This is a genomic window from Geomonas diazotrophica, assembly GCF_019063885.1.
Lineage (GTDB): Bacteria > Desulfobacterota > Desulfuromonadia > Geobacterales > Geobacteraceae > Geomonas > Geomonas diazotrophica.
This window is the reverse complement of record NZ_CP077684.1, coordinates 4,634,367-4,652,137: the sequence shown is the minus strand read 5'-3', so window position 1 is coordinate 4,652,137 and position 17,771 is coordinate 4,634,367. Positions and strand designations below refer to the sequence as shown.

15 protein-coding genes are annotated in these 17,771 nt (G+C 62.8%); 4 read left to right on the top strand and 11 right to left on the bottom strand.

Features of this window, described 5'->3' with window-relative positions:
• Positions 1 to 2,084: 2,084 nt before the first annotated feature.
• From KP003_RS20600 to KP003_RS20590, 3 genes are all read right to left on the bottom strand, one after another.
• Complete coding sequence (locus KP003_RS20600; RefSeq protein ID WP_216497030.1) at positions 2,085 to 2,906, bottom strand: fimbrial biogenesis chaperone; 822 nt, start codon at positions 2,904 to 2,906, stop codon at positions 2,085 to 2,087.
• Positions 2,907 to 2,916: 10 nt separating this feature from the next.
• Entirely contained in the window at positions 2,917 to 3,390 is a 474-nt protein-coding gene (locus KP003_RS20595) for a DUF4402 domain-containing protein (RefSeq protein WP_216497031.1), read from the bottom strand.
• A gap of 81 nt (positions 3,391 to 3,471) precedes the next feature.
• On the bottom strand, positions 3,472 to 3,966 hold the full coding sequence (locus KP003_RS20590; protein WP_216497032.1) for a DUF4402 domain-containing protein: 495 nt from the start codon (positions 3,964 to 3,966) through the stop codon (positions 3,472 to 3,474).
• 464 nt (positions 3,967 to 4,430) lie between these two features.
• Between KP003_RS20590 and KP003_RS20585 the strand changes: the two genes are divergently transcribed.
• The 3 genes from KP003_RS20585 (at position 4,431) to KP003_RS20575 (ending at position 6,824) form a co-directional block, all read left to right on the top strand.
• A complete protein-coding gene (locus KP003_RS20585; RefSeq protein WP_216497033.1) occupies positions 4,431 to 4,934 on the top strand; it encodes a shikimate kinase in 504 nt (167 codons plus the stop codon).
• 145 nt (positions 4,935 to 5,079) lie between these two features.
• Positions 5,080 to 6,333, top strand: a complete 1,254-nt coding sequence (locus KP003_RS20580; RefSeq protein ID WP_236026672.1) for a HAMP domain-containing protein — start codon at positions 5,080 to 5,082, stop codon at positions 6,331 to 6,333.
• The gene (locus KP003_RS20575; RefSeq protein ID WP_216497035.1) at positions 6,330 to 6,824 is read left to right on the top strand and encodes a septum formation initiator family protein; all 495 of its coding nucleotides are present in this window, start codon (positions 6,330 to 6,332) and stop codon (positions 6,822 to 6,824) included. Before KP003_RS20580 ends, KP003_RS20575 begins: the two co-directional genes overlap by 4 nt.
• Positions 6,825 to 6,911: 87 nt before the next feature.
• On the opposite strand, the gene KP003_RS20570 is transcribed toward KP003_RS20575, so the two are convergent.
• The 4 genes from KP003_RS20570 to uvrA all read right to left on the bottom strand — a co-directional run bounded on the left by KP003_RS20570 (position 6,912) and on the right by uvrA (position 11,727).
• On the bottom strand, positions 6,912 to 7,898 hold the full coding sequence (locus tag KP003_RS20570) for a serine/threonine protein kinase (RefSeq protein ID WP_216497036.1): 987 nt from the start codon (positions 7,896 to 7,898) through the stop codon (positions 6,912 to 6,914).
• 164 nt (positions 7,899 to 8,062) lie between these two features.
• The gene (locus KP003_RS20565) at positions 8,063 to 8,632 is read right to left on the bottom strand and encodes a hypothetical protein (RefSeq protein WP_216497037.1); all 570 of its coding nucleotides are present in this window, start codon (positions 8,630 to 8,632) and stop codon (positions 8,063 to 8,065) included.
• 72 nt (positions 8,633 to 8,704) lie between these two features.
• A complete protein-coding gene (locus tag KP003_RS20560) occupies positions 8,705 to 8,869 on the bottom strand; it encodes a hypothetical protein (RefSeq protein WP_216497038.1) in 165 nt (54 codons plus the stop codon).
• Positions 8,870 to 8,889: 20 nt separating this feature from the next.
• Positions 8,890 to 11,727, bottom strand: coding sequence for an excinuclease ABC subunit UvrA (uvrA, locus tag KP003_RS20555; protein WP_216497039.1), 2,838 nt, complete (start codon positions 11,725 to 11,727; stop codon positions 8,890 to 8,892).
• Positions 11,728 to 11,939: 212 nt separating this feature from the next.
• On the opposite strand from uvrA, the gene KP003_RS20550 reads away from it, so the two are divergent.
• Positions 11,940 to 12,614, top strand: coding sequence for a pentapeptide repeat-containing protein (locus tag KP003_RS20550; protein WP_216497040.1), 675 nt, complete (start codon positions 11,940 to 11,942; stop codon positions 12,612 to 12,614).
• A gap of 118 nt (positions 12,615 to 12,732) precedes the next feature.
• On the opposite strand, the gene KP003_RS20545 is transcribed toward KP003_RS20550, so the two are convergent.
• The 4 genes from KP003_RS20545 to KP003_RS20530 form a co-directional block, all read right to left on the bottom strand.
• Positions 12,733 to 12,933: a cold-shock protein gene (locus KP003_RS20545; RefSeq protein WP_129125226.1), complete on the bottom strand. Its 201-nt coding sequence runs from the start codon at positions 12,931 to 12,933 to the stop codon at positions 12,733 to 12,735.
• 113 nt (positions 12,934 to 13,046) lie between these two features.
• Entirely contained in the window at positions 13,047 to 16,598 is a 3,552-nt protein-coding gene (nifJ, locus tag KP003_RS20540; RefSeq protein WP_216497041.1) for a pyruvate:ferredoxin (flavodoxin) oxidoreductase, read from the bottom strand.
• Positions 16,599 to 16,674: 76 nt separating this feature from the next.
• On the bottom strand, positions 16,675 to 17,268 hold the full coding sequence (recR, locus tag KP003_RS20535; protein ID WP_216497042.1) for a recombination mediator RecR: 594 nt from the start codon (positions 17,266 to 17,268) through the stop codon (positions 16,675 to 16,677).
• A 140-nt stretch (positions 17,269 to 17,408) separates the two neighbouring features.
• On the bottom strand, positions 17,409 to 17,723 hold the full coding sequence (locus KP003_RS20530) for a YbaB/EbfC family nucleoid-associated protein (RefSeq protein WP_216497043.1): 315 nt from the start codon (positions 17,721 to 17,723) through the stop codon (positions 17,409 to 17,411).
• Positions 17,724 to 17,771 lie beyond the last annotated feature (48 nt).

The following is a 17,771-nucleotide window of genomic DNA, read 5'->3' as shown; positions in this document are numbered from 1 at the left end:
ATGCCGTAGGGCGCCAGCGGTTCGGCAGAAGACAGCAGCCGCCCGGCGGGAACTGCGGCGACCGAAGAGCGCACGCCGACGTCCAAACCATAGGCGCCATCGGTGCTCCCATGGGCGGCGATGGAATAGCCCAGCCGGCCCAACCGCTTCGACACCCCGAGTCTCACTCCGGTCAACCGGTCCGCCGGGGCATGAGACAACACCGAGTTCAGCTGCAGCCCCGGTGCCATCTCCAGGTCGGCGCTGATGTTGATGCTGGAAGGCTTGGCGACCGGGAGGAAGGAGTACCCGGCCTCTCCCCTCACGCTGACGTCGCTTTGCCTGGTGCTGACCTGCAGTTGTCCTGTGGCGGAGGTGTTCCCCTGCAGCCGGGACAGATCAGCCTGCAGTGTGGTATTCCAACCGTTCCAGCCACCGGAAACGCGCCACTGCGATGTCGTCTCGGTCCGTCCCGATTTCCTGGTGCCGAAGCCGATCTCCAGCGAGTACGGGACACGTATCTTATCGATTATGGTGAAGGATGAGTTTCCCCTGACGCTGGTTAGGGTCCGCAGCGGATCGCTTCTGTAGTAAAACTGCGGCGACTCGTAGTCGTGGAAGAACCGCTGCACCAGCTCCAGGTTCAAACCGAACAGGTCCCGGCTGCTTGATTTCAAGCTGACGAGCTGCCCCTCCGGGCCACGCCCCGCCCCCAAGGCCTGGATCACTTCCAGCGATAGCAGGGTGAACCCGAAGGCGGTCCTCGCCCCGACCCCGAAATACTCCCGCTCCCCCGTTGCCCGCTCCGCATCCTTGACCACGAGCAGCGATCCGGTCAGATTCCTGGTAAGGCCGAAGTCCGAGGTGAAGGTCAAGTTGGACTCCGCCTGCTCCCCCTCCGGATCCTCGTGACGAGCAAGCCCCGTCTGCCACCCGGCGGATAAGGAGTAGAGGAATTCCCCCGTGGGAGTGGTGGCGTCGGAAACAAAGACCTCTTCCGACTCTTTGCGCTCCCCGAAGGGGCCATGCAGCACCACCTTGAAACTGTTCACGCCGTAGTAAACCCGGAGGTTGACGAAATGGTACATTCCCTCCGCCGTCGGCGGCTGGTATTGGACCTGGGTGCCGTTGTGGAAAAGTTCCGCGTCCCAGCCGGCGGGAAGCTGACCGTGTATGTCGTGGGACATGAACTGGCCCGCGCCGATCAGGGGGCGGTTCGAGAGGTAGAGGCCGTACATCGGTTTGGTCGATGCCCCTACGCCGTCCACGTACGGCGCCTGGGTCGAGCCGAGCGCCACCTGGTTGAACCACAGAGGTCCGGCCCGGTAGCCCGACGCGCTGCGGCGGGACATGGTGAGGTCGAGCCGCTTGAGATCGTCGTTCACCGCGAGCAGATGAGCCTCCCCCGTCATGTGGAGGAGGTCGCCCGCGATGTCCAGCGAGTTCTGCATCCTGCCGCGATTGCCCCTGGCGCCGTCCGAGCCAAGGCTCAACTGTGTGGCGAGGTCGACAGCAGGGATAGACGCGGTCTGTCTCGTTGCGGTCGCATCGGGGTATTGTCTTGATTGGGGCGGAGGTTTGGGAGCCACGAAGGCTTGCCGCTTTTTCAAGGCCTGCAGCGGCAACGGCACGCGCGCTTTGAGCTCCAGGGTTGAGGTTTCCCGGCGCAGGTAGAAATCCACCGGCAGCCACCGCGAGAGCGTGCCGGAATTCACCAGGATCTCACCCTTTTGCACGAACGCCTCGCTGTTGATGGAGAACGCCTCCCTGCCGTGAACGGCGTACCCCTCGTCCAAGTCGATCACGAAGGGGTGGTCCTCGCTCAGCACGAAGCCGAAGGCCCTCTTCTGATCGCACTTGATGGCCAGCGACAGCGCCTCCGCAAGGGGGCAGACCGGGACGAAGATCTGGCCGTTTTTCTCCACGAGCAGGAAGCTGTCCGCCACCCTTTCATTGTCCAGTTCAAGCGCGACGATCATCTCCTGATCATTGGGAGCAGGGGGGGCGGGCTCACCGTAGGAAAGCGAAACGGTGATGAAGAGATGAATCAGCAGCAGGGCGAACCAGGCTCCCACGGTATGAGCGCCTGCGCGGGGTACCATCTGCTAGGGAAGGACGACGGCAGTCTCAGCCAGGGGCTTTTTTTCGTTACGCTCGGTGAAGACCAGGCGTACGGCGTCGCCGCTTCTGAGACGCGAGTTCTCCGACACGACGAGTGAAACCTTGCGCACCGTGTTGGGGGTGTAGATCGCGAAGCCCTTTCCCTCCGCCACCTTTTCCTGTCCCCGGTACACCGCGACGTCACCGTAGACCGACCTGGTGCCGGACCGGAGCATTGTGAAGGAGAGCACCTGCTGTTTTTCGCCAGACAGGGTAACCGACCAGGGAACGATCGATGCGCCGGCTTGCAGGTCGCCGTGCCGGGCGATGACGGGGATGGATACGCCCACGTTCGCCACGATGTTCATCTTGATGACGCCGGGCTCGTCGTCTTTTTCTGGTAGCTTGGCGATGGCGGGGGCCGACCTGGTGAACAGCAGGTGCGACCGGTACTCGCCGGCCTCGAGGTCGGGGGGGGCTTTGAACAGGATCCGTACGGTCTGGCCGCCTCCCGGCAGCAGGGTCACCTGGCGGGGGGAATACTTTACCACCTCGTCCGCGAACCTCTCCCCCTTTTCCGGGGTGGTGACTTCCTGGAAGTCTCCCGTATCCGTCATCCGTCTCCGCACCATGATGATCTTGTAGGTCGCCTGCGACTCACCGGCGTTGATGATATCGACCTGCGCGGCACGTTGCTTGTCCGTCATGACCACCCGCGTCGGGTACACCATGAGATCTGCCGCAACCACCGTCACGGTGGGGGTGCCGATGATTACGTTCGTGGCGGTTATCACCATAGCCGCCCACTTGGCGAGCAGTAGCTTCACGACTCCTCCTTTATTTGACCGAAACGTTCATGCTGCCGCTGTACTGTGCGTTGCGCTGCACCGCCCCGACGTTCAACGTCCCCCCCACCGAAAAACTGACCGAGCCCCCGGCCGGGATGACTCCCGTCAGGGGTATGGAGGAGGTGATTGCCGTGACCGTCATCTGGTCTACACCAGCATTGATGATGACTTCTGCCGGCAGGGTCATGGTATAGGTTTCCCCTGCGTTCCCGGTGATGGTGAAGCGGGCCGCGGAGAAGGTGGTTCCCAGGGGGAGGACGTTCCCTGAATAGGTTCTGCTTCCGGCGGAGGTGATGGTTACCGTGCCGGAGCGCCCCGCGCCTCCCGCGACCCTGCCGAAGTCGAAATCCTGGTTCCTGGTGACTATGGTTGGCGCGGCAAAAGCGGTAGTTTCGGTCATGTACCACAGCGTCAGAAAGGCGACACTGGGCTTGGCAAGGAAACCGTATGCGCGCATCGTCATCTCTCTCCATTCCCCTTCCCGACCCGCAATAGACAAGGGGGGCAAGGTTTCGCCCCCCTTGGTGAACTTTGAATTGGACGGCTAGTTGTAATTGACCGCCACATCCACGGTCCCGTTGTAGGTGCCGGAGGCCTGGCTGGCGCCGACGGTGAGGGTGGCGCCGAGCTTGAGGGTTTCGTTACCGCCAACGAATGTCCCGAGCGTGCCACCGCTGGTGATGGCGGTGGTGAAGCTGCCTATGGTCATTGGCGTGCCGGGGCCGGTCAGGTCGGTCTGGGCCGGGAACGTGATGGCGTAGGTGCTGGTGGGTTCACCGGAGATGGTGAATGCCGCCGCCGCGGCAGTGGTGCTAAATGCCGCAGTGGTGGTCACCCCACCGGTCACGGACTGGGCGTTGGCAGTGTCGACGACGACAGTGCCAACCGATGCGCCCGACATGAATTTGCCGAACTGGAGATCTGCTGTTTTGGTGATGGTGACGGGCAGGACGACCGTCGCGCTGGTGCCGGCCGTTGCCGTTGCCGCCTGGCTGACGCCGGTGCCTGCAGCCCACGCCAGGGCGGTGCATCCTGCCATGACTAAAACCTTCAATAACGTTTTTCATAGGGGCATCTCCTTTAACGCATGTACGCACTTTTTTGGAGTAGCACGGTCGGAACCGGCAGGCGATTTACCGGCGGCGGCCTGCCCCGGCCATGATGAAGCTGAACGCCGCCCCAAGAGACGTTTCGGCTATCGTTGTTGCCACTGTTACGGTCCCACGGTCGCCTTTCCATCTGGTCCTCCGAACGGATCGGCCGGCTTTTCTGTGCCGGAGCCCGCTCGCCAAACGAGGTGCCTTTCTGGCAGGTACAGGTGCGTGTTCCGGGGCGTCAGCACGTCGCCCGAACGCCCAAAGCACGCAGGATTTTTTACGACGATTAAATATATCTAACCTAAAAAACTTTTCTACAAATTTAATGGTGTCATGTTCCACGACGTGCCCGAACTGGTAAGATGTTGTAGTCGGATTGGAGACGGGTACCGCGAAAGGAAGGGAAATGAACAGGTTGACGCTGATAGGGATGCCCGGGTCCGGCAAGAGCGCCCTGGGAAGGATTATCGCCACCCGCCTGGGATGGCAGTTTATCGACACCGACCTCTGCATCGAGCGGCGCTTTGGGAAGAAACTGCAGGCGGTGGTGGACCAGGTTGGAACGGAAGAATTCGCACGCATCGAGGAGGAGACCGTGCTGGGGCTGACCAGCGAGGGGGCTGCGGTCATCTCCACCGGAGGGAGCGTGGTGTATTCGGAGGCCGCCATGCGCCACCTGGCTTCCATCTCGACCATCGTCTTTCTGGACGTGCCGATACACAGGCTGCACCCGCGCATCGCCAGGGCGGCGCCGCGGGGGATAGTAGGCATGGGGGAAGGCGGGCTCGAAGAACTGTACCGTAGGCGGTTCGAGCTGTACCACAAATACGCGCACAGCATCGTACTGCTCGACGGGGAGAACCTGCAGGATGCTGCGACGAGGATCATATCACAATGCGGCGTGTCCTGATGAAGCAGCGGCATCTGCATTGACTTTGTCTACTCAGTCCCCTAATATCTACCTCATGCCTGAAGCCATCGAGACAAATAAGTCTTCGAGAGTAAGCCTGTCGGGTCTCTCCCTGATACAGAAGATAAGCGCGGGTTACGCGGCCATGGCGCTTTTCACCGCTGCCGCACTCGTCTTCTCCTCCTACAACATCTATCGCAGCACCAACATCACCCGCAACATCGCCAACAACGAACTCCCCGTCATCAGCGCCCTCATCGAGCTGCGCACCTCGGTGCTGAGCCAGGAGGGCTTCGCCGGCAAGTACGCCATCCTCAAGGATCCCGCCTTCATCGATCTCTTCCGCCAGCGACAGGCGGAGGCGCTGGCGAGCCTTGAGCTCCTCGGAAAGGGGAAGCCGACCGCCGACCTGAAGCAGCTGAACGGGCTGTACCGGGCCTATCAAAAGGCGGCGGAGGACCTCTTCGCCGGGCACACCAGCAATACCGGACCGATGCGGTCGTCGGCGCTCAGGCTGCTCAACGCGGTGGACGCTTCCTACCTCAAACGCAAGGACATGCTGAAGCTGGTGCTCTCCCGGGCGGACAAGCAGCAGAAACAGACCATCTGGTGGACGGTCGCCATCTCCTGCACCGGGTTCCTGCTCGCCATCGGCGTGGCTCCCTTCGTCACCTACCGGACCTTCGGGGCCATCCGCGAATTGCAAAGCGCCACGCACCGCATCGCCGCCGGCGACTTCGACTACAACCCGAACGTCCCCTCTGGTGACGAGATCAGCGAACTGGCGCGGGACTTCACCAAGATGGCGGCGCGGCTCAAGGTGCTCGAACAGATGAGCCTGGACGCGAGCCCGCTGACCCGGCTTCCCGGCAACTTCGCCATCGAGCGGGTCCTCGAGGACCGCCTGCAAAGCGGCGCGACCTTCGCCTTTTGCTATGCCGACCTGGACAACTTCAAACCGTACGGCGACCACTACGGCTACGCCAAGGGGAGCGAAATGCTCCGCCTCACCGGGGACCTGATCCAGGCAGCGGTGAAGGCGCATGGCGGCAGCGACGGTTTCGTCGGGCACGTGGGGGGCGACGACTTCGTCATGGTGATCCCGGCCGAGCGCGTCTCCGCGGTCTGCGAGGCCGTCATCGCCAGCTTCAACGCCGAAGTGGTCAAACACTATTCGCCGGAGGACTTGAAAGTTGGGGGTATCGAGGGGTGCGACCGCTACGGGGTGCAGCGCTTCTTCCCGGTGATGACCATCTCCATCGCGGTCATCATCTGCGGTCGGGACCAGTACTCGTCCGCCGTCGATATCGCCCGGGCCGCGGCCAAGGTGAAGGACCGCGCCAAGGAGAAACCGGGGAGCAAGTACCTGATCGGCGCCTCGGGGAAGGTGACCGCATGAGGATCGCGACGCTCATCATCTGCCTGGCTGCCCTTCTCTGCGCAGGGTGCGCCACCATGGGCTCAAAAGAGGGAAGCTTCCTTGAGCGCTACAACGGATCGCGACAACTCTCCCAGGCGGAAACGATGCTGAAAGAGGGAGATATTCACGGCGCCATCAACGCGCTGGACACCATCTGCAACGGCCCGGCAGTCACCGGGGTGACCGACGAAGCGCTCTTTCGCCTGGCGCTATTGACGCTGAAAGCGAAACCGGGGTCGGCGCAGGCGCAGCACCTGCTGAAGCGGTTGAAAAAGGAGTACCCCGCCAGCCAGTGGACCGCGCTGGCGGCTCCGGTAAGCGAACAGGTCAACGCCCTCGAAGAGCAGCGGCGCCAGAACAAGGCGCTCAAGGGGAACAACCAGGCCTTGAGCCGCGAGATCACCGAGCTCAACCAGCGCCTCGAGCAGCTGAAGAACCTCGACCAGGAGTTGGAGAAGAAGGCGCGCTAGTAGTCCTCTCGGACGTTGCGCCAGATCGACATGAAAGAGGCGGCCGGGATACCCGGCCGCCTCTTCTTCGTTCCGTCAGCAGTTACGCTACGGCAGTACCAGCGGCGGCTCTTCGAGCGCCGAGAGCTGCTCGCGCAACTGCAGGATGTGCTCGCCCCAGTAACGGACCGTGTTGAACCAGGGAAAGGCGGTGGGAAAGGCCGGGTCGTCCCAGCGGCGCGCCAGCCAAGCGCTGTAATGCAGCATGCGCAGGGAACGAAGGGCCTCCACCAGGCGCAGTTCCGCCGGGTTGAAGTCGCAGAACTCCTCGTATCCCTTGATCAACTGGGCGAGCTGGGCCAGTTGGCGCGGACGGTCGCCGGAAAGCATCATCCAGAGGTCCTGCACCGCCGGGGCCATGCGCGCGTCGTCGAAGTCGACGAAGTGGGGGGCGTCGTCGCGCCAGAGGATGTTGCCGGCGTGGCAGTCCCCATGGGCACGGATGTAGCGCACCTGCGGCACCGAGGCGAACGCCTCGTCCACCACCTGCAAAAGCTGGCTGGTGACCGCCTCATAGCTTTCCCGGTACTCCTGCGGGATGAAGCGCTCGCGGATGAGGGCGACGCTGTCATGGCCGAAGTCACGGCTGTCCAGGGCCGGGCGGTGCTCGAAGGGGCGTACCGCGCCGATGCTGTGGATGCGCCCGAGCATCCGTCCCAGGATCAAGAGGTTCCCGTCGTTGTCGAATTCGGGGGCGTGTCCCCCCTGGCGCGGGTAGAGTGCGAAACGAAAGCCGTGGTAGTGGAAAAGCGATTCGCCTGAAGGGTTCAGCAGCGGAGGCACCACGGAGAGTTCGTGCTCGGCCAGTTCCAGGCAGAAGCGGTGCTCCTCGACGATCTGCTCGTCGCTCCAGCGTCCGGGACGGTAGAACTTGGCGATGAGCGGCTTTTCCTCCTCTATCCCCACCTGGTAGACGCGGTTCTCGTAACTGTTCAGGGCCGAGGTGCGGCAATCACAGCGGTACCCCTGGCTCTCCACGGCGTCCATGATGAAATTCGGGGTCAGGGTATGGAACGGGTGCTGCGCATCATGCATAAGGGATCCTCTCCGGCGTTTTCTTTCGCCCAGCACAATAACACCAATCGCCCCGGGAACCAAGCGGCGTGACAGGGGGTTGTCCTCCCGGCGGGTTCCGGGCAAAAAAAAGCCTGCAGTTGGCCGCTGCAGGCTGTCGCCTGGTCCATCGGATACCGAAGGGGCTAGAAGAGGGCCCTGGTAAGCACGTCCGCGGGCGCCTGGAACGGCCCCAGCGGGTTGACCTGGTCGGTCATCTGGTCGATCTTGGGCTCGCCGCTGGAAAGCTTGTAGGCTACGTGGTGGTTCACGAAGACCACCAGCGCCTTGAAGCGCCACCCCGTTTCGTGGGTTTTGCGTTTGAAGTTGAAGATGTCGAGCCAGAAGTTGCCGACCCGCTTGCTGTAGCTCCTTTTCGGCTCGAAGACGTAGGCCCGGCAGTCGGACCTCGCCCTCAGGCAGGCCTGCAGCCCCGGATCGAGGTCCTTGGCGGGGAGCCCCTGCAACATCGCGGCGATGTCCAGGTAGTTGAGGACCTTGATGTTGGGGGACGACTTGATGTCGAACCCGATCTTCTGCAGGTCTTCCACCGTCGTCTTCCCTACCGTGATGCTGTCGTAGGATGCCTTGGCCGCCTCGTACTCCTCCCAGGGGGATTCGGTGACGGCCTTGGAACGCGGCAGCAGGTTGGAGCAACCGACCTGTGTCAGCAACAGCAGGAACAGCAGCATTTTATTCAGTGATCTTGAGCGCATGGGGCTATCCTTTCTGGTACGTCCCCGAAAAACAATGAGCTGATTATAACGCAATTCCGCAGGTCGCGCCGTTTACCCCTTCTTTTTCTGGGCCTTCAGTCCGCAATAAGGGCAGCGCTTCTCGGGGACCGACCTGCCGCAGGTCTCGCACCAGTAGGGAAAGGTCTCCTCCCCCCGGCAGGCCGCGCACCGCTGCTGCTCTTCCTGATCGTTCCGGCGGCTCTCCTTTTTCGCCATGTCCCCCTCCCCTTCCGGGGTCACAACATCATCTTCTTGAGGTACTGACCGGTGTAGGAGCGCTCCACCCGTCCCACCTGCTCCGGCGTCCCCACCGCGATGATCTCCCCGCCCCGGTCCCCGCCCTCCGGTCCCAGGTCTATGATCCAGTCCGCCGTCTTGATGACGTCCAGGTTGTGCTCGATGACCACGATCGTGTTCCCCGCGTCCACCAGCTTGTGCAACACCTCGAGGAGCTTCGCGATATCGGCGAAGTGCAGGCCGGTGGTCGGCTCGTCCAGAATGTAGATGGTGCGCCCGGTGGCGCGCTTGGAGAGCTCCTTGGCGAGCTTCACGCGCTGTGCCTCGCCCCCGGAGAGCGTCGTGGCCGACTGGCCCAGCTTTATGTAGCCAAGCCCCACCTCCTCCAGGGTCTGCAGCTTCGCCCTGGTGCGCGGGATGTGCTCCAGAAAGACCAGGGCCTGCGACACGGTCATGTCCAGGACCTCTGCTATGGAGCGCCCCTTGAACTTGACCTCCAGGGTTTCCCGGTTGTAGCGCGCCCCTTTGCAGACCTCGCACTGCACGTAGACGTCGGGGAGAAAGTGCATCTCGATCTTGATGATGCCGTCCCCGGAGCAGGCCTCGCAGCGCCCTCCCTTGACGTTGAAGGAGTAGCGCCCCGGCTTGTACCCCCGCATCTTGGACTCGGGGAGCTGCGCGAAGATCTCCCTGATCTCGGTGAAGAGCCCCGTATAGGTCGCCGGGTTGGAGCGCGGGGTGCGCCCGATGGGGGACTGGTCGATGTTGATCACCTTGTCCAGCACCTCGATGCCGTGGATCGCCCGCACCGCCCCCGCCTTCTCCCGGCTCTTGTAGAGCCGCTGGTTCAGCGTCTTGTACAGCGTGTCGATGATGAGCGTGGACTTCCCCGAGCCGGAGACGCCGGTGATGCAGGTCATCACGCCGAGCGGGACGTCCACGCTCACGTTCTTCAGGTTGTTCTCGCTGGCCCCCTCGATGTTCAAAAAGCGGTGTCCCTTCCGTCGCTTCTTGGGCACCGGGATGGTGAGCGCACCCGAGAGGTAGCGCCCGGTCAGCGAGTGCGGGTTGGCCATGATCTCGGCCGGGGTCCCCTCGGCCACCACCTCACCCCCGTGCACGCCAGCGCCCGGCCCCATGTCGATTACCCAGTCCGCCTCGGTGATGGTCTCCTCGTCGTGCTCCACCACCAGCACGGTGTTGCCGATGTCGCGCAGGTGCCGCAGCGTCGACAAAAGCCGCCCGTTGTCGCGCTGGTGCAGCCCAATGGAGGGTTCGTCCAGGATGTAGAGGACGCCGACCAGCGAGGAGCCGATCTGCGTCGCCAGCCGGATCCTCTGCCCCTCGCCGCCGGAAAGCGTCCCGGAGGAGCGGTCCAGCGAGAGGTAGTCGAGCCCGACGTTGACCAGGAAGTTGAGGCGCTCCCGGATCTCCTTCAGGATCCTGCGCGCGATGTCCTCTTCCTTGTCGGTGAGCACGAGCGACTCGAAGAAGGCGAGGCCGTCCTTGATGGAGAGGGCAGTCACCTGCTGGATGTTCTGGTTCCCAACGAGGACGTAGAGCGCCTCCTTCTTCAGGCGCGCCCCGTTGCAGGTGGGGCACGGCATCACGTCCATGTATTTTTCCAGCTCCTCGCGCACCGTCTCGGAATCGCTCTCCCGGTGGCGCCGTTCCAGGTTGTTCAGCACCCCTTCGAAGGGCTTGCGGTAGGTGTGCCGCTTGCCGCTGTCGTCGACCCACCAGAAGTCGACCTGCTCCCCTCCGGAGCCGTGCAGGATCACATCCTTGGCCTTCTTGGAGAGGCTCTTGAAGGGGGCGTCCATGCGGAAGCCGTAGGCCTTGGCGAGCGCCTCGAGGGTCAACTGGTACCACCCGGAAAAGCGGGTCTGCCACGGCGCGATGGCACCCTCCGCCAGGGAGAGGCCAGGGTCGGGGACCACCAGTTCCTCGTCGAGGTACATCCTGGTGCCCAGGCCGGTGCAGTCCGGGCAGGCACCGTAGGGGTTGTTGAACGAGAACATGCGCGGGGTCATCTCGGGATAGGAGATGCCGCACTCGATGCAGGCGGCCGATTCAGAGAAGAGCAGGGTTTCCTCCTTGATCTCCCGGCTGTCGTCCTCGGAGAGCGCGACCTTGACGATCCCCTCGGCGTGCGAGAGCGCCGTTTCCAGCGAGTCCGCCAGCCTCTTCTCGAAGCCGGGCTTCACCACCAGGCGATCCACCACGATGTCGATGTCGTGCTTTTTCTTCTTGTCGAGGGTGATCTCCTCGCCCAGGTCGTGGGTCTCGCCGTCGATCACCACGCGGACGAAGCCGTCTTTTCGCAACTGGGCCAGCTCCTTCTTGTACTCACCCTTCCGGCCGCGCACGATCGGGGAGAGAAGGGTGAGCTTCGCCCCCTGGGGAAGCGCGGCGATCTGGTCCACCATCTGGGACACCGTCTGCGAGGTGATCAGGCGCCCGCAGTTGTAGCAATGCGGCTTGCCCACCCGGGCGAAGAGCAGGCGCAGGTAGTCGTATATCTCGGTGACGGTCCCCACCGTCGAGCGGGGGTTCTTGCTTGTGGTCTTCTGTTCTATCGAGATCGCCGGGGAAAGCCCCTCGATCGACTCCACGTCGGGCTTCTCCATCTGCTCCAGGAACTGGCGCGCGTAGGCCGAGAGCGACTCGACGTAGCGCCGCTGCCCCTCGGCGTAGATGGTGTCGAAGGCGAGGGTGGATTTCCCCGACCCGGAGATGCCGGTGATCACCACCAGACGGTCCCGCGGGATCTCGACGTCGATGCATTTCAGGTTGTGCTCGCAGGCACCTTTTACGATGATCTTGTCCGTTGCCATGATGCTCCCGTTGTTTGGCTCTGAAGGCACGCCAAGCGCGCAGCAGTAAAATATAGCACATGCGCCGTTCATTTTGCAGCGCCAGCTTCATTATAATGAGAAGTCGACCGGCACCACAAGGGAGACTCTCTTCAGTTTTTTTGAAACGCTGCCGATAAGGGAGTGAGATTCGCTTCGGCCCGCCCGGGGAGGAAATTTTCACGGAGGCGCACATGAACCGCCATCTTGCATCGCATATCGCACCGTACACCCTGGCCGCCTGGCTTTTTGCGGGAGTCCCGTCCCTGCACGCCCAGGCAGCCGCTACCGCACCGGAACCTGCCGCCAAGGAAAATGTTGCCAAGGAAAACGCTGCCGAGGCGCAGACGCTCAAGGCCGCCGAGGCGAAACTGGCCGCGCTCGCCAGGGAGGTGGAGTCGGACAAGCCGGCAGCGCAGGTCTCCAAGAAGAAGTCCGGCAAGAAGGGGTCCAAGGGGAAGCTGAAAAAGAAGAAGAGCTCCAAGAGGGGGAAGGGTAACGGGAAGGGCGCCGTTGCCGTCAAGGTCAAGGTGCTGGATCGGCGCATGACCCAGGCCGAGGTCCAGGGGGTGCTGGCCGGCAGCCGCGACTTTTCAGGCACCGACCTGAGCGGCCTCAACCTCACCGGCTACGACCTGTCGGGCGCCAAGTTCAACCGCGCCAACCTGCAGTCGGTCAACCTGGAGCGCGCCGACCTCTCCGAGACCGACCTTGAGCTGGCCGACCTCACCGGGGCCGACCTGCGTGGCGCCTCTCTGAACCAGGCCCGCATCAGGGGGACCAGGCTCGCCGGCGCAAAGCTCGACGGCGCCATGTGGACCGACAAGACCATCTGCCGGGCCGGGTCGGTGGGGAACTGCATCGAATGACCATCACCCTTCCCTCGCGGGAGGAAAGAGGTGGGAAAGGATGGCAGGTCCGTCAGAAGCAACAAAAAAAGCCCCCGGGGGTTCCCCCGGGGGCTTTTCGTCGTTTAAAGGATGGACTTTAAACCCTTACTACGTTGGCTGCCTGGAGGCCTTTCGGTCCCTGCTGCACGTCAAAAGTTACGGAATCGCCCTCTGCCAGAGATTTGAACCCTTCGCTCTGGATCGCGGAGAAGTGTACGAACACATCCTCGCCGTTCTCCTGCTCGATGAAACCAAAACCCTTGCTGTCATTGAACCACTTCACTACACCTTTAGCCATTACCACATCTCCTGTTACTGCTCTTTTACGTGATTGCGGGACCATCCCCGGCACAGGTAAAGATTTTATGCACGGGTCTGGCCCCTGTCAAGCGCTTTTGTTAGATTTCTTTCCTATTTCTCGAAGTCCATTTCCGCCATCCTCTTGTACAGATCGAAGCGGCGGGCGGTGAGTTCGGAGGAGCGGGCCATGAGAGTCGCGGCCGCCTCCGGGTTGTTCTTCTTCAGCACGCGGTAGCGGTTCTCGCCGTAGGCGTACTCCTCGAGAGATATGCTCGGCTCCTTGCTGTCCAGGACGAGCGGGTTCTTGCCCTGTTCGGCGAGCTCCGGGTTGTAGCGGACCAGCGGCCAGTGGCCGGAGGCGACCGCACGCTTCTGGGTCTCGACGGCGGTGGCCATGTCGATGCCGTGGGCGATGCAGTGGCTGTAGGCCAGGATCAGGGACGGGCCGTCATACGCCTCGGCCTCCATGAACGCCTTGACCACCTGGGCCGGGTTGGAGAGAGAGACCTTGGCGACGTAGACGTTGCCGTAGGCCATGGCGATCATGGCCAGGTCCTTCTTGGCCTGCGGCTTGCCCCCGGCGGCGAACTGCGCCACGGCGCCCATCGGGGTGGACTTGGAGGCCTGGCCGCCGGTGTTGGAGTACACCTCGGTGTCGAGCACCAGGAGGTTCACGTTCTTGCCGGAAGCGATGACGTGGTCCAGGCCGCCGTAGCCGATATCATATGCCCAGCCGTCGCCGCCGACGATCCAGACCGACTTCTTGACCAGGTAGTCGGCGATGGAGAGGAGCTTCTTCGCCGCGGCGTCGCCGGAAGCGGACAGGATCTCCTTCAGCTTGGCCACGCGGGCCCGCTGCGCCTCGATACCGGCCTGGGTCTTCTGGTCGGCGCCCTTGATCTCGGCGACCAGCTCCGCCGGGAGGGAGAGGGTGTCGATCAGCTCGAGCGCGGCCTGGTTGAACTTGTCCACGGCGAGCCTCATGCCGAAGCCGAACTCGGCGTTGTCCTCGAAGAGCGAGTTGGACCAGGCCGGGCCGCGACCGTCGGCGTTCTTGGCCCACGGGGTGGTGGGCAGGTTGCCGCCGTAGATCGAGGTGCAGCCGGTGGCGTTGGCGATGAGCGCGCGGTCGCCGAAGAGCTGGGACATGAGCTTCAGGTACGGGGTCTCGCCGCAGCCTGCGCAGGCGCCGGAGTACTCGAAGAGCGGGCGCACCAGCTGGCTTCCCTTGAGGGTGTCGAGCTTCAAGAGGCTCGGGTCGGTCTCGGGGAGGTTGAGGAAGAACTCGTAGTTGGCTGCCTCGGAGGCGCGCAGCGGCGCCTGGAACTTCATGTTGATCGCCTTGTGCTTCGGGTCCTCCTTCGACTTCGCCGGGCAGTTGGCCACGCAGGCGGCGCAGCCGGTGCAGTCCTCGGGGGCTACCTGGATGGTGCACTTCATCCCCTTGAACTCGTTGCCGCGGGCGTCCGCGGACTTGAAGGTTTCCGGTGCACCGGCCAGCTTGTCGGCGTCGTACACCTTCATCCTGATGGTGGCGTGCGGGCAGACGAAGGAGCAGATGCCGCACTGGATGCAGAGCTGCTCGTCCCAGACCGGGATGTCCACGGCGATGTTGCGCTTCTCGTACTGCGAGGTCGCGGTCGGGAAGGTGCCGTCGGCCGGGAGCATGGAGACCGGAACGTCGTCGCCGTGACCGGCGATCAGCTGGGCGGTCACTTCCTGTACGAACTTGGGAGCGTGGGCGCCCACCACGGCCGGCTTCCTGATCTTGCTGGTGGCGGTCGCCGGGACCGTGATCTCGAAGATGTTCTCGAGGGCGGCGTCCACCGCCTTGTTGTTCATCTCGACGACCTTCTCGCCGGACTTGCCGTAGGACTTCTTGATGGCGTCCTTGATGGAGGCGATGGCGGCGTCAAGCGGCATGATGTTGGAGATCTTGAAGAAGGCGGTCTGCATGATCACGTTGATCCTGGCGCCAAGGCCCAGCTTCTCGCCCAGCGCGATGGCGTTGATCACGTAGAACTTGAGCTTCTTGTCGATGATCTGCTGCTGCACCTCGACCGGCATGGAGTTCCAGACCTGCTCCTTGTCGTCGGTGAGCGAACAGAGGAGGAAGGTGCCGCCGACCTTGGCGCGGGTCAGCATGTCGTACTTCTCGAGGAACGAGAAGTTGTGGCAGGCGACGAAGTCCGCCTGGTCGATCAGGTACGGGGAGCGGATCTCACCCTTGCCGAAGCGCAGGTGCGACACGGTCACTGTGCCGGCCTTCTTGGAGTCGTAGACGAAGTAGGCCTGGACGTTGTTGTCCGTGTTCTCGCCGATGATCTTGATGGAGTTCTTGTTGGCGCCGACGGTGCCGTCGGAGCCCAGGCCGAAGAACATGGCGGAGTAGGTACCGGCGGAGGGGTTCACGAAGCTCGGATCGTAGTCGAGCGAGCAGTTGGTGACGTCCTCCTTGATGCCGACCACGAAGTGGTTCTTCGGCTTGTCGGCCTTCAGGTTGTCGAACACCCCTTTGGCCATGCCCGGGGTGAACTCCTTGGAGCCCAGGCCGAAGCGGCCGCCCACGATGATCGGGTAGGACTTGAAGGAGGTCTTGCCGTCCGCCATGGCCTCGCCGATGGCGGTCCTGACGTCGAGGTAGAGCGGCTCGCCCAGGGAGCCCGGCTCCTTGGTGCGGTCGAGCACGGCGATCTTCTTGACGCTGGCCGGGAGGCAGGCTGCGACGGCGTCAACCGGGAACGGCCTGAACAGGCGCACCTTGACCAGACCCACCTTCTCGCCGGCAGCGTTCAGGGTCTCCAGGGTCTCCTGGACCGTGTCGGCGGCGCTCCCCATCACGATGACGACGCGCTCCGCGTCCGGGGCGCCGACGTATTCCGCGACGGAGTACTTGCGGCCGGTGAGTCCTGCAAACTTGTCCATCTCCTCCTGCACGATCTGCAGGGCTTTCGGGTAGTAGGCGTTGACGGTCTCGCGACCCTGGAAGTAGACGTCCGGGTTCTGGGCGGTGCCGCGCAGCACCGGACGGTCCGGGGTCAGCGCGCGTGCCCGGTGCGCCTGCACCAGTTCGTCGCTGATCATGAAGCGCATGTCGTCAAAGGTAAGCTCCTCGACCTTCTGTACCTCGTGGGAGGTCCTGAAACCGTCGAAGTAGTGCATGAAGGGGACGCGCGCCCTGAGGGTGGCCGCCTGGGAGATCAGCGCGAAGTCCATGACCTCCTGCACGTTGTTGGAGCAGATCATGCCCCAGCCGGTGGAACGGGCGGACATGACGTCGGAGTGGTCGCCGAAGATGTTCAGCGCGGCGGCGGAAATGGCGCGGGCAGAGATGTGGAACACCGTCGAGGTGAGCTCGCCGGCGATCTTGAACATGTTCGGGATCATGAGCAAGAGGCCCTGGCTGGCGGTGAAGGTGGTCGTGAGGGCGCCGGCCTGGAGCGCGCCGTGCACGGCACCGGAGGCGCCCCCTTCGGACTGCAGCTCGGAAACGGAGGGGACGGTGCCCCAGATGTTCTTCTCGCCCCGGGCGCTCTTCTCGTCGGAGATCTCCCCCATGACCGAGGAGGGGGTGATCGGGTAGATGGCGATCACCTCGTTGGTGGCGTGGGCCACGTGTGCTGCCGCGGTGTTACCGTCGATTGTTACCATTCTGCGGGACATTGATTTCCTCCTGTGTTTGAAAATCCAATTGAGCTTTACGGTAAAAGATCGTTCTAGTTCCCACTCGCGAAGGGGCTCAAAGCTCCGAGCGCCCCTCCACCGCCCGCTGCACGGTCGCCGCGTCCACGTATTCCAGGTCGCTGCCGATGGGGATGCCGTGCGCCAGACGCGTCACCTTGATCCCGAGCGGCTTGATCATCCTGGTCAGGTAGAGTGCCGTCGCCTCCCCTTCCACCGTGAAGTTGGTGGCGATCAGCACCTCGCGTACCTCGCCCCCCTCCAACCGCTGCATCAGCTCGGCGATCCTCAGGTCGCGGGGTGTAACGCCGTTTAACGGTGAAAGCGCCCCCTGAAGCACGTGGTAGCGGCCGCGGAAAGCGCGGCTTCTCTCAAGGGCCAGCAGGTCTTGCGGCTCCTCCACCACGCAGAGCGTGGCGCCGTCGCGCTCCCCCGAGCAGATCCAGCAGGGATCGTCCTCGGTGATGGCAAAACAGAGGGAGCAAAAACGGACCTTTTCCTTCACCTGCAGGAGGCTCTCTGCTAACGCCTCGATATTACCGGGATATTTAAGCAGATGAAAGGCAAGCCGCAAGGCACTTTTTTCACCGACACCAGGCAGTTTCTTCAATTCTCCCACCAGCCTGGTCAGCGAGCCCGAAAAATGTAGCATATTCCCACCATGGATAAAACAAGTTTTTACTGGTTATTTTTACCAAAAAAATTTTGATCGTAGAATTGGATAATTAAAGGGTGCACACCTAACGGCGTGCACCCTCTCTTTCATCCATCTGCTGCGATAGCCGGGGACCTCTAGAAAAGGCCGGGGATGCTCAGCCCGCCGGTGATCTTGCTCATCTCCTCGCTCATCTCCTGGTGCACCTTCTTGAGGGCCTCGTTGACGGCGGTGATGACCAGATCCTGCAGCATTTCCACGTCTTCGGGGTCGACGGCTTCCTTCTTGATGACCAGCGAGAGCACCTGGTTCTTGCCGTTGACAACCACCGTTACCGCGCCGCCGCCGGTGGTCACCTCGGCGGTTCTTTCCGCCGCCTGCTCCTGCAGCTTGCCCATCTTCTGCTGCATCATCTGCGCCTGCTTCATGATCTGCGCCAAACCTTTAGACATCGTATCCTCCAATTTTACTTTATTGTCGCAGCGTACCGCGGAACATTG

Coding starts and splice junctions, on each gene's coding strand:
- KP003_RS20595 (WP_216497031.1), bottom strand. CDS start 3,390: ATGACGATGCGCGCATACGGTTTCCTTGCCAAGCCCAGTGTCGCCTTT.
- KP003_RS20590 (WP_216497032.1), bottom strand. CDS start 3,966: ATGGCAGGATGCACCGCCCTGGCGTGGGCTGCAGGCACCGGCGTCAGC.
- KP003_RS20585 (WP_216497033.1), top strand. CDS start 4,431: ATGAACAGGTTGACGCTGATAGGGATGCCCGGGTCCGGCAAGAGCGCC.
- KP003_RS20580 (WP_236026672.1), top strand. CDS start 5,080: ATGGCGCTTTTCACCGCTGCCGCACTCGTCTTCTCCTCCTACAACATC.
- KP003_RS20575 (WP_216497035.1), top strand. CDS start 6,330: ATGAGGATCGCGACGCTCATCATCTGCCTGGCTGCCCTTCTCTGCGCA.
- KP003_RS20570 (WP_216497036.1), bottom strand. CDS start 7,898: ATGCATGATGCGCAGCACCCGTTCCATACCCTGACCCCGAATTTCATC.
- KP003_RS20565 (WP_216497037.1), bottom strand. CDS start 8,632: ATGCGCTCAAGATCACTGAATAAAATGCTGCTGTTCCTGCTGTTGCTG.
- KP003_RS20560 (WP_216497038.1), bottom strand. CDS start 8,869: ATGGCGAAAAAGGAGAGCCGCCGGAACGATCAGGAAGAGCAGCAGCGG.
- uvrA (WP_216497039.1), bottom strand. CDS start 11,727: ATGGCAACGGACAAGATCATCGTAAAAGGTGCCTGCGAGCACAACCTG.
- KP003_RS20550 (WP_216497040.1), top strand. CDS start 11,940: ATGAACCGCCATCTTGCATCGCATATCGCACCGTACACCCTGGCCGCC.
- KP003_RS20545 (WP_129125226.1), bottom strand. CDS start 12,933: ATGGCTAAAGGTGTAGTGAAGTGGTTCAATGACAGCAAGGGTTTTGGT.
- nifJ (WP_216497041.1), bottom strand. CDS start 16,598: ATGTCCCGCAGAATGGTAACAATCGACGGTAACACCGCGGCAGCACAC.
- recR (WP_216497042.1), bottom strand. CDS start 17,268: ATGCTACATTTTTCGGGCTCGCTGACCAGGCTGGTGGGAGAATTGAAG.
- KP003_RS20530 (WP_216497043.1), bottom strand. CDS start 17,723: ATGTCTAAAGGTTTGGCGCAGATCATGAAGCAGGCGCAGATGATGCAG.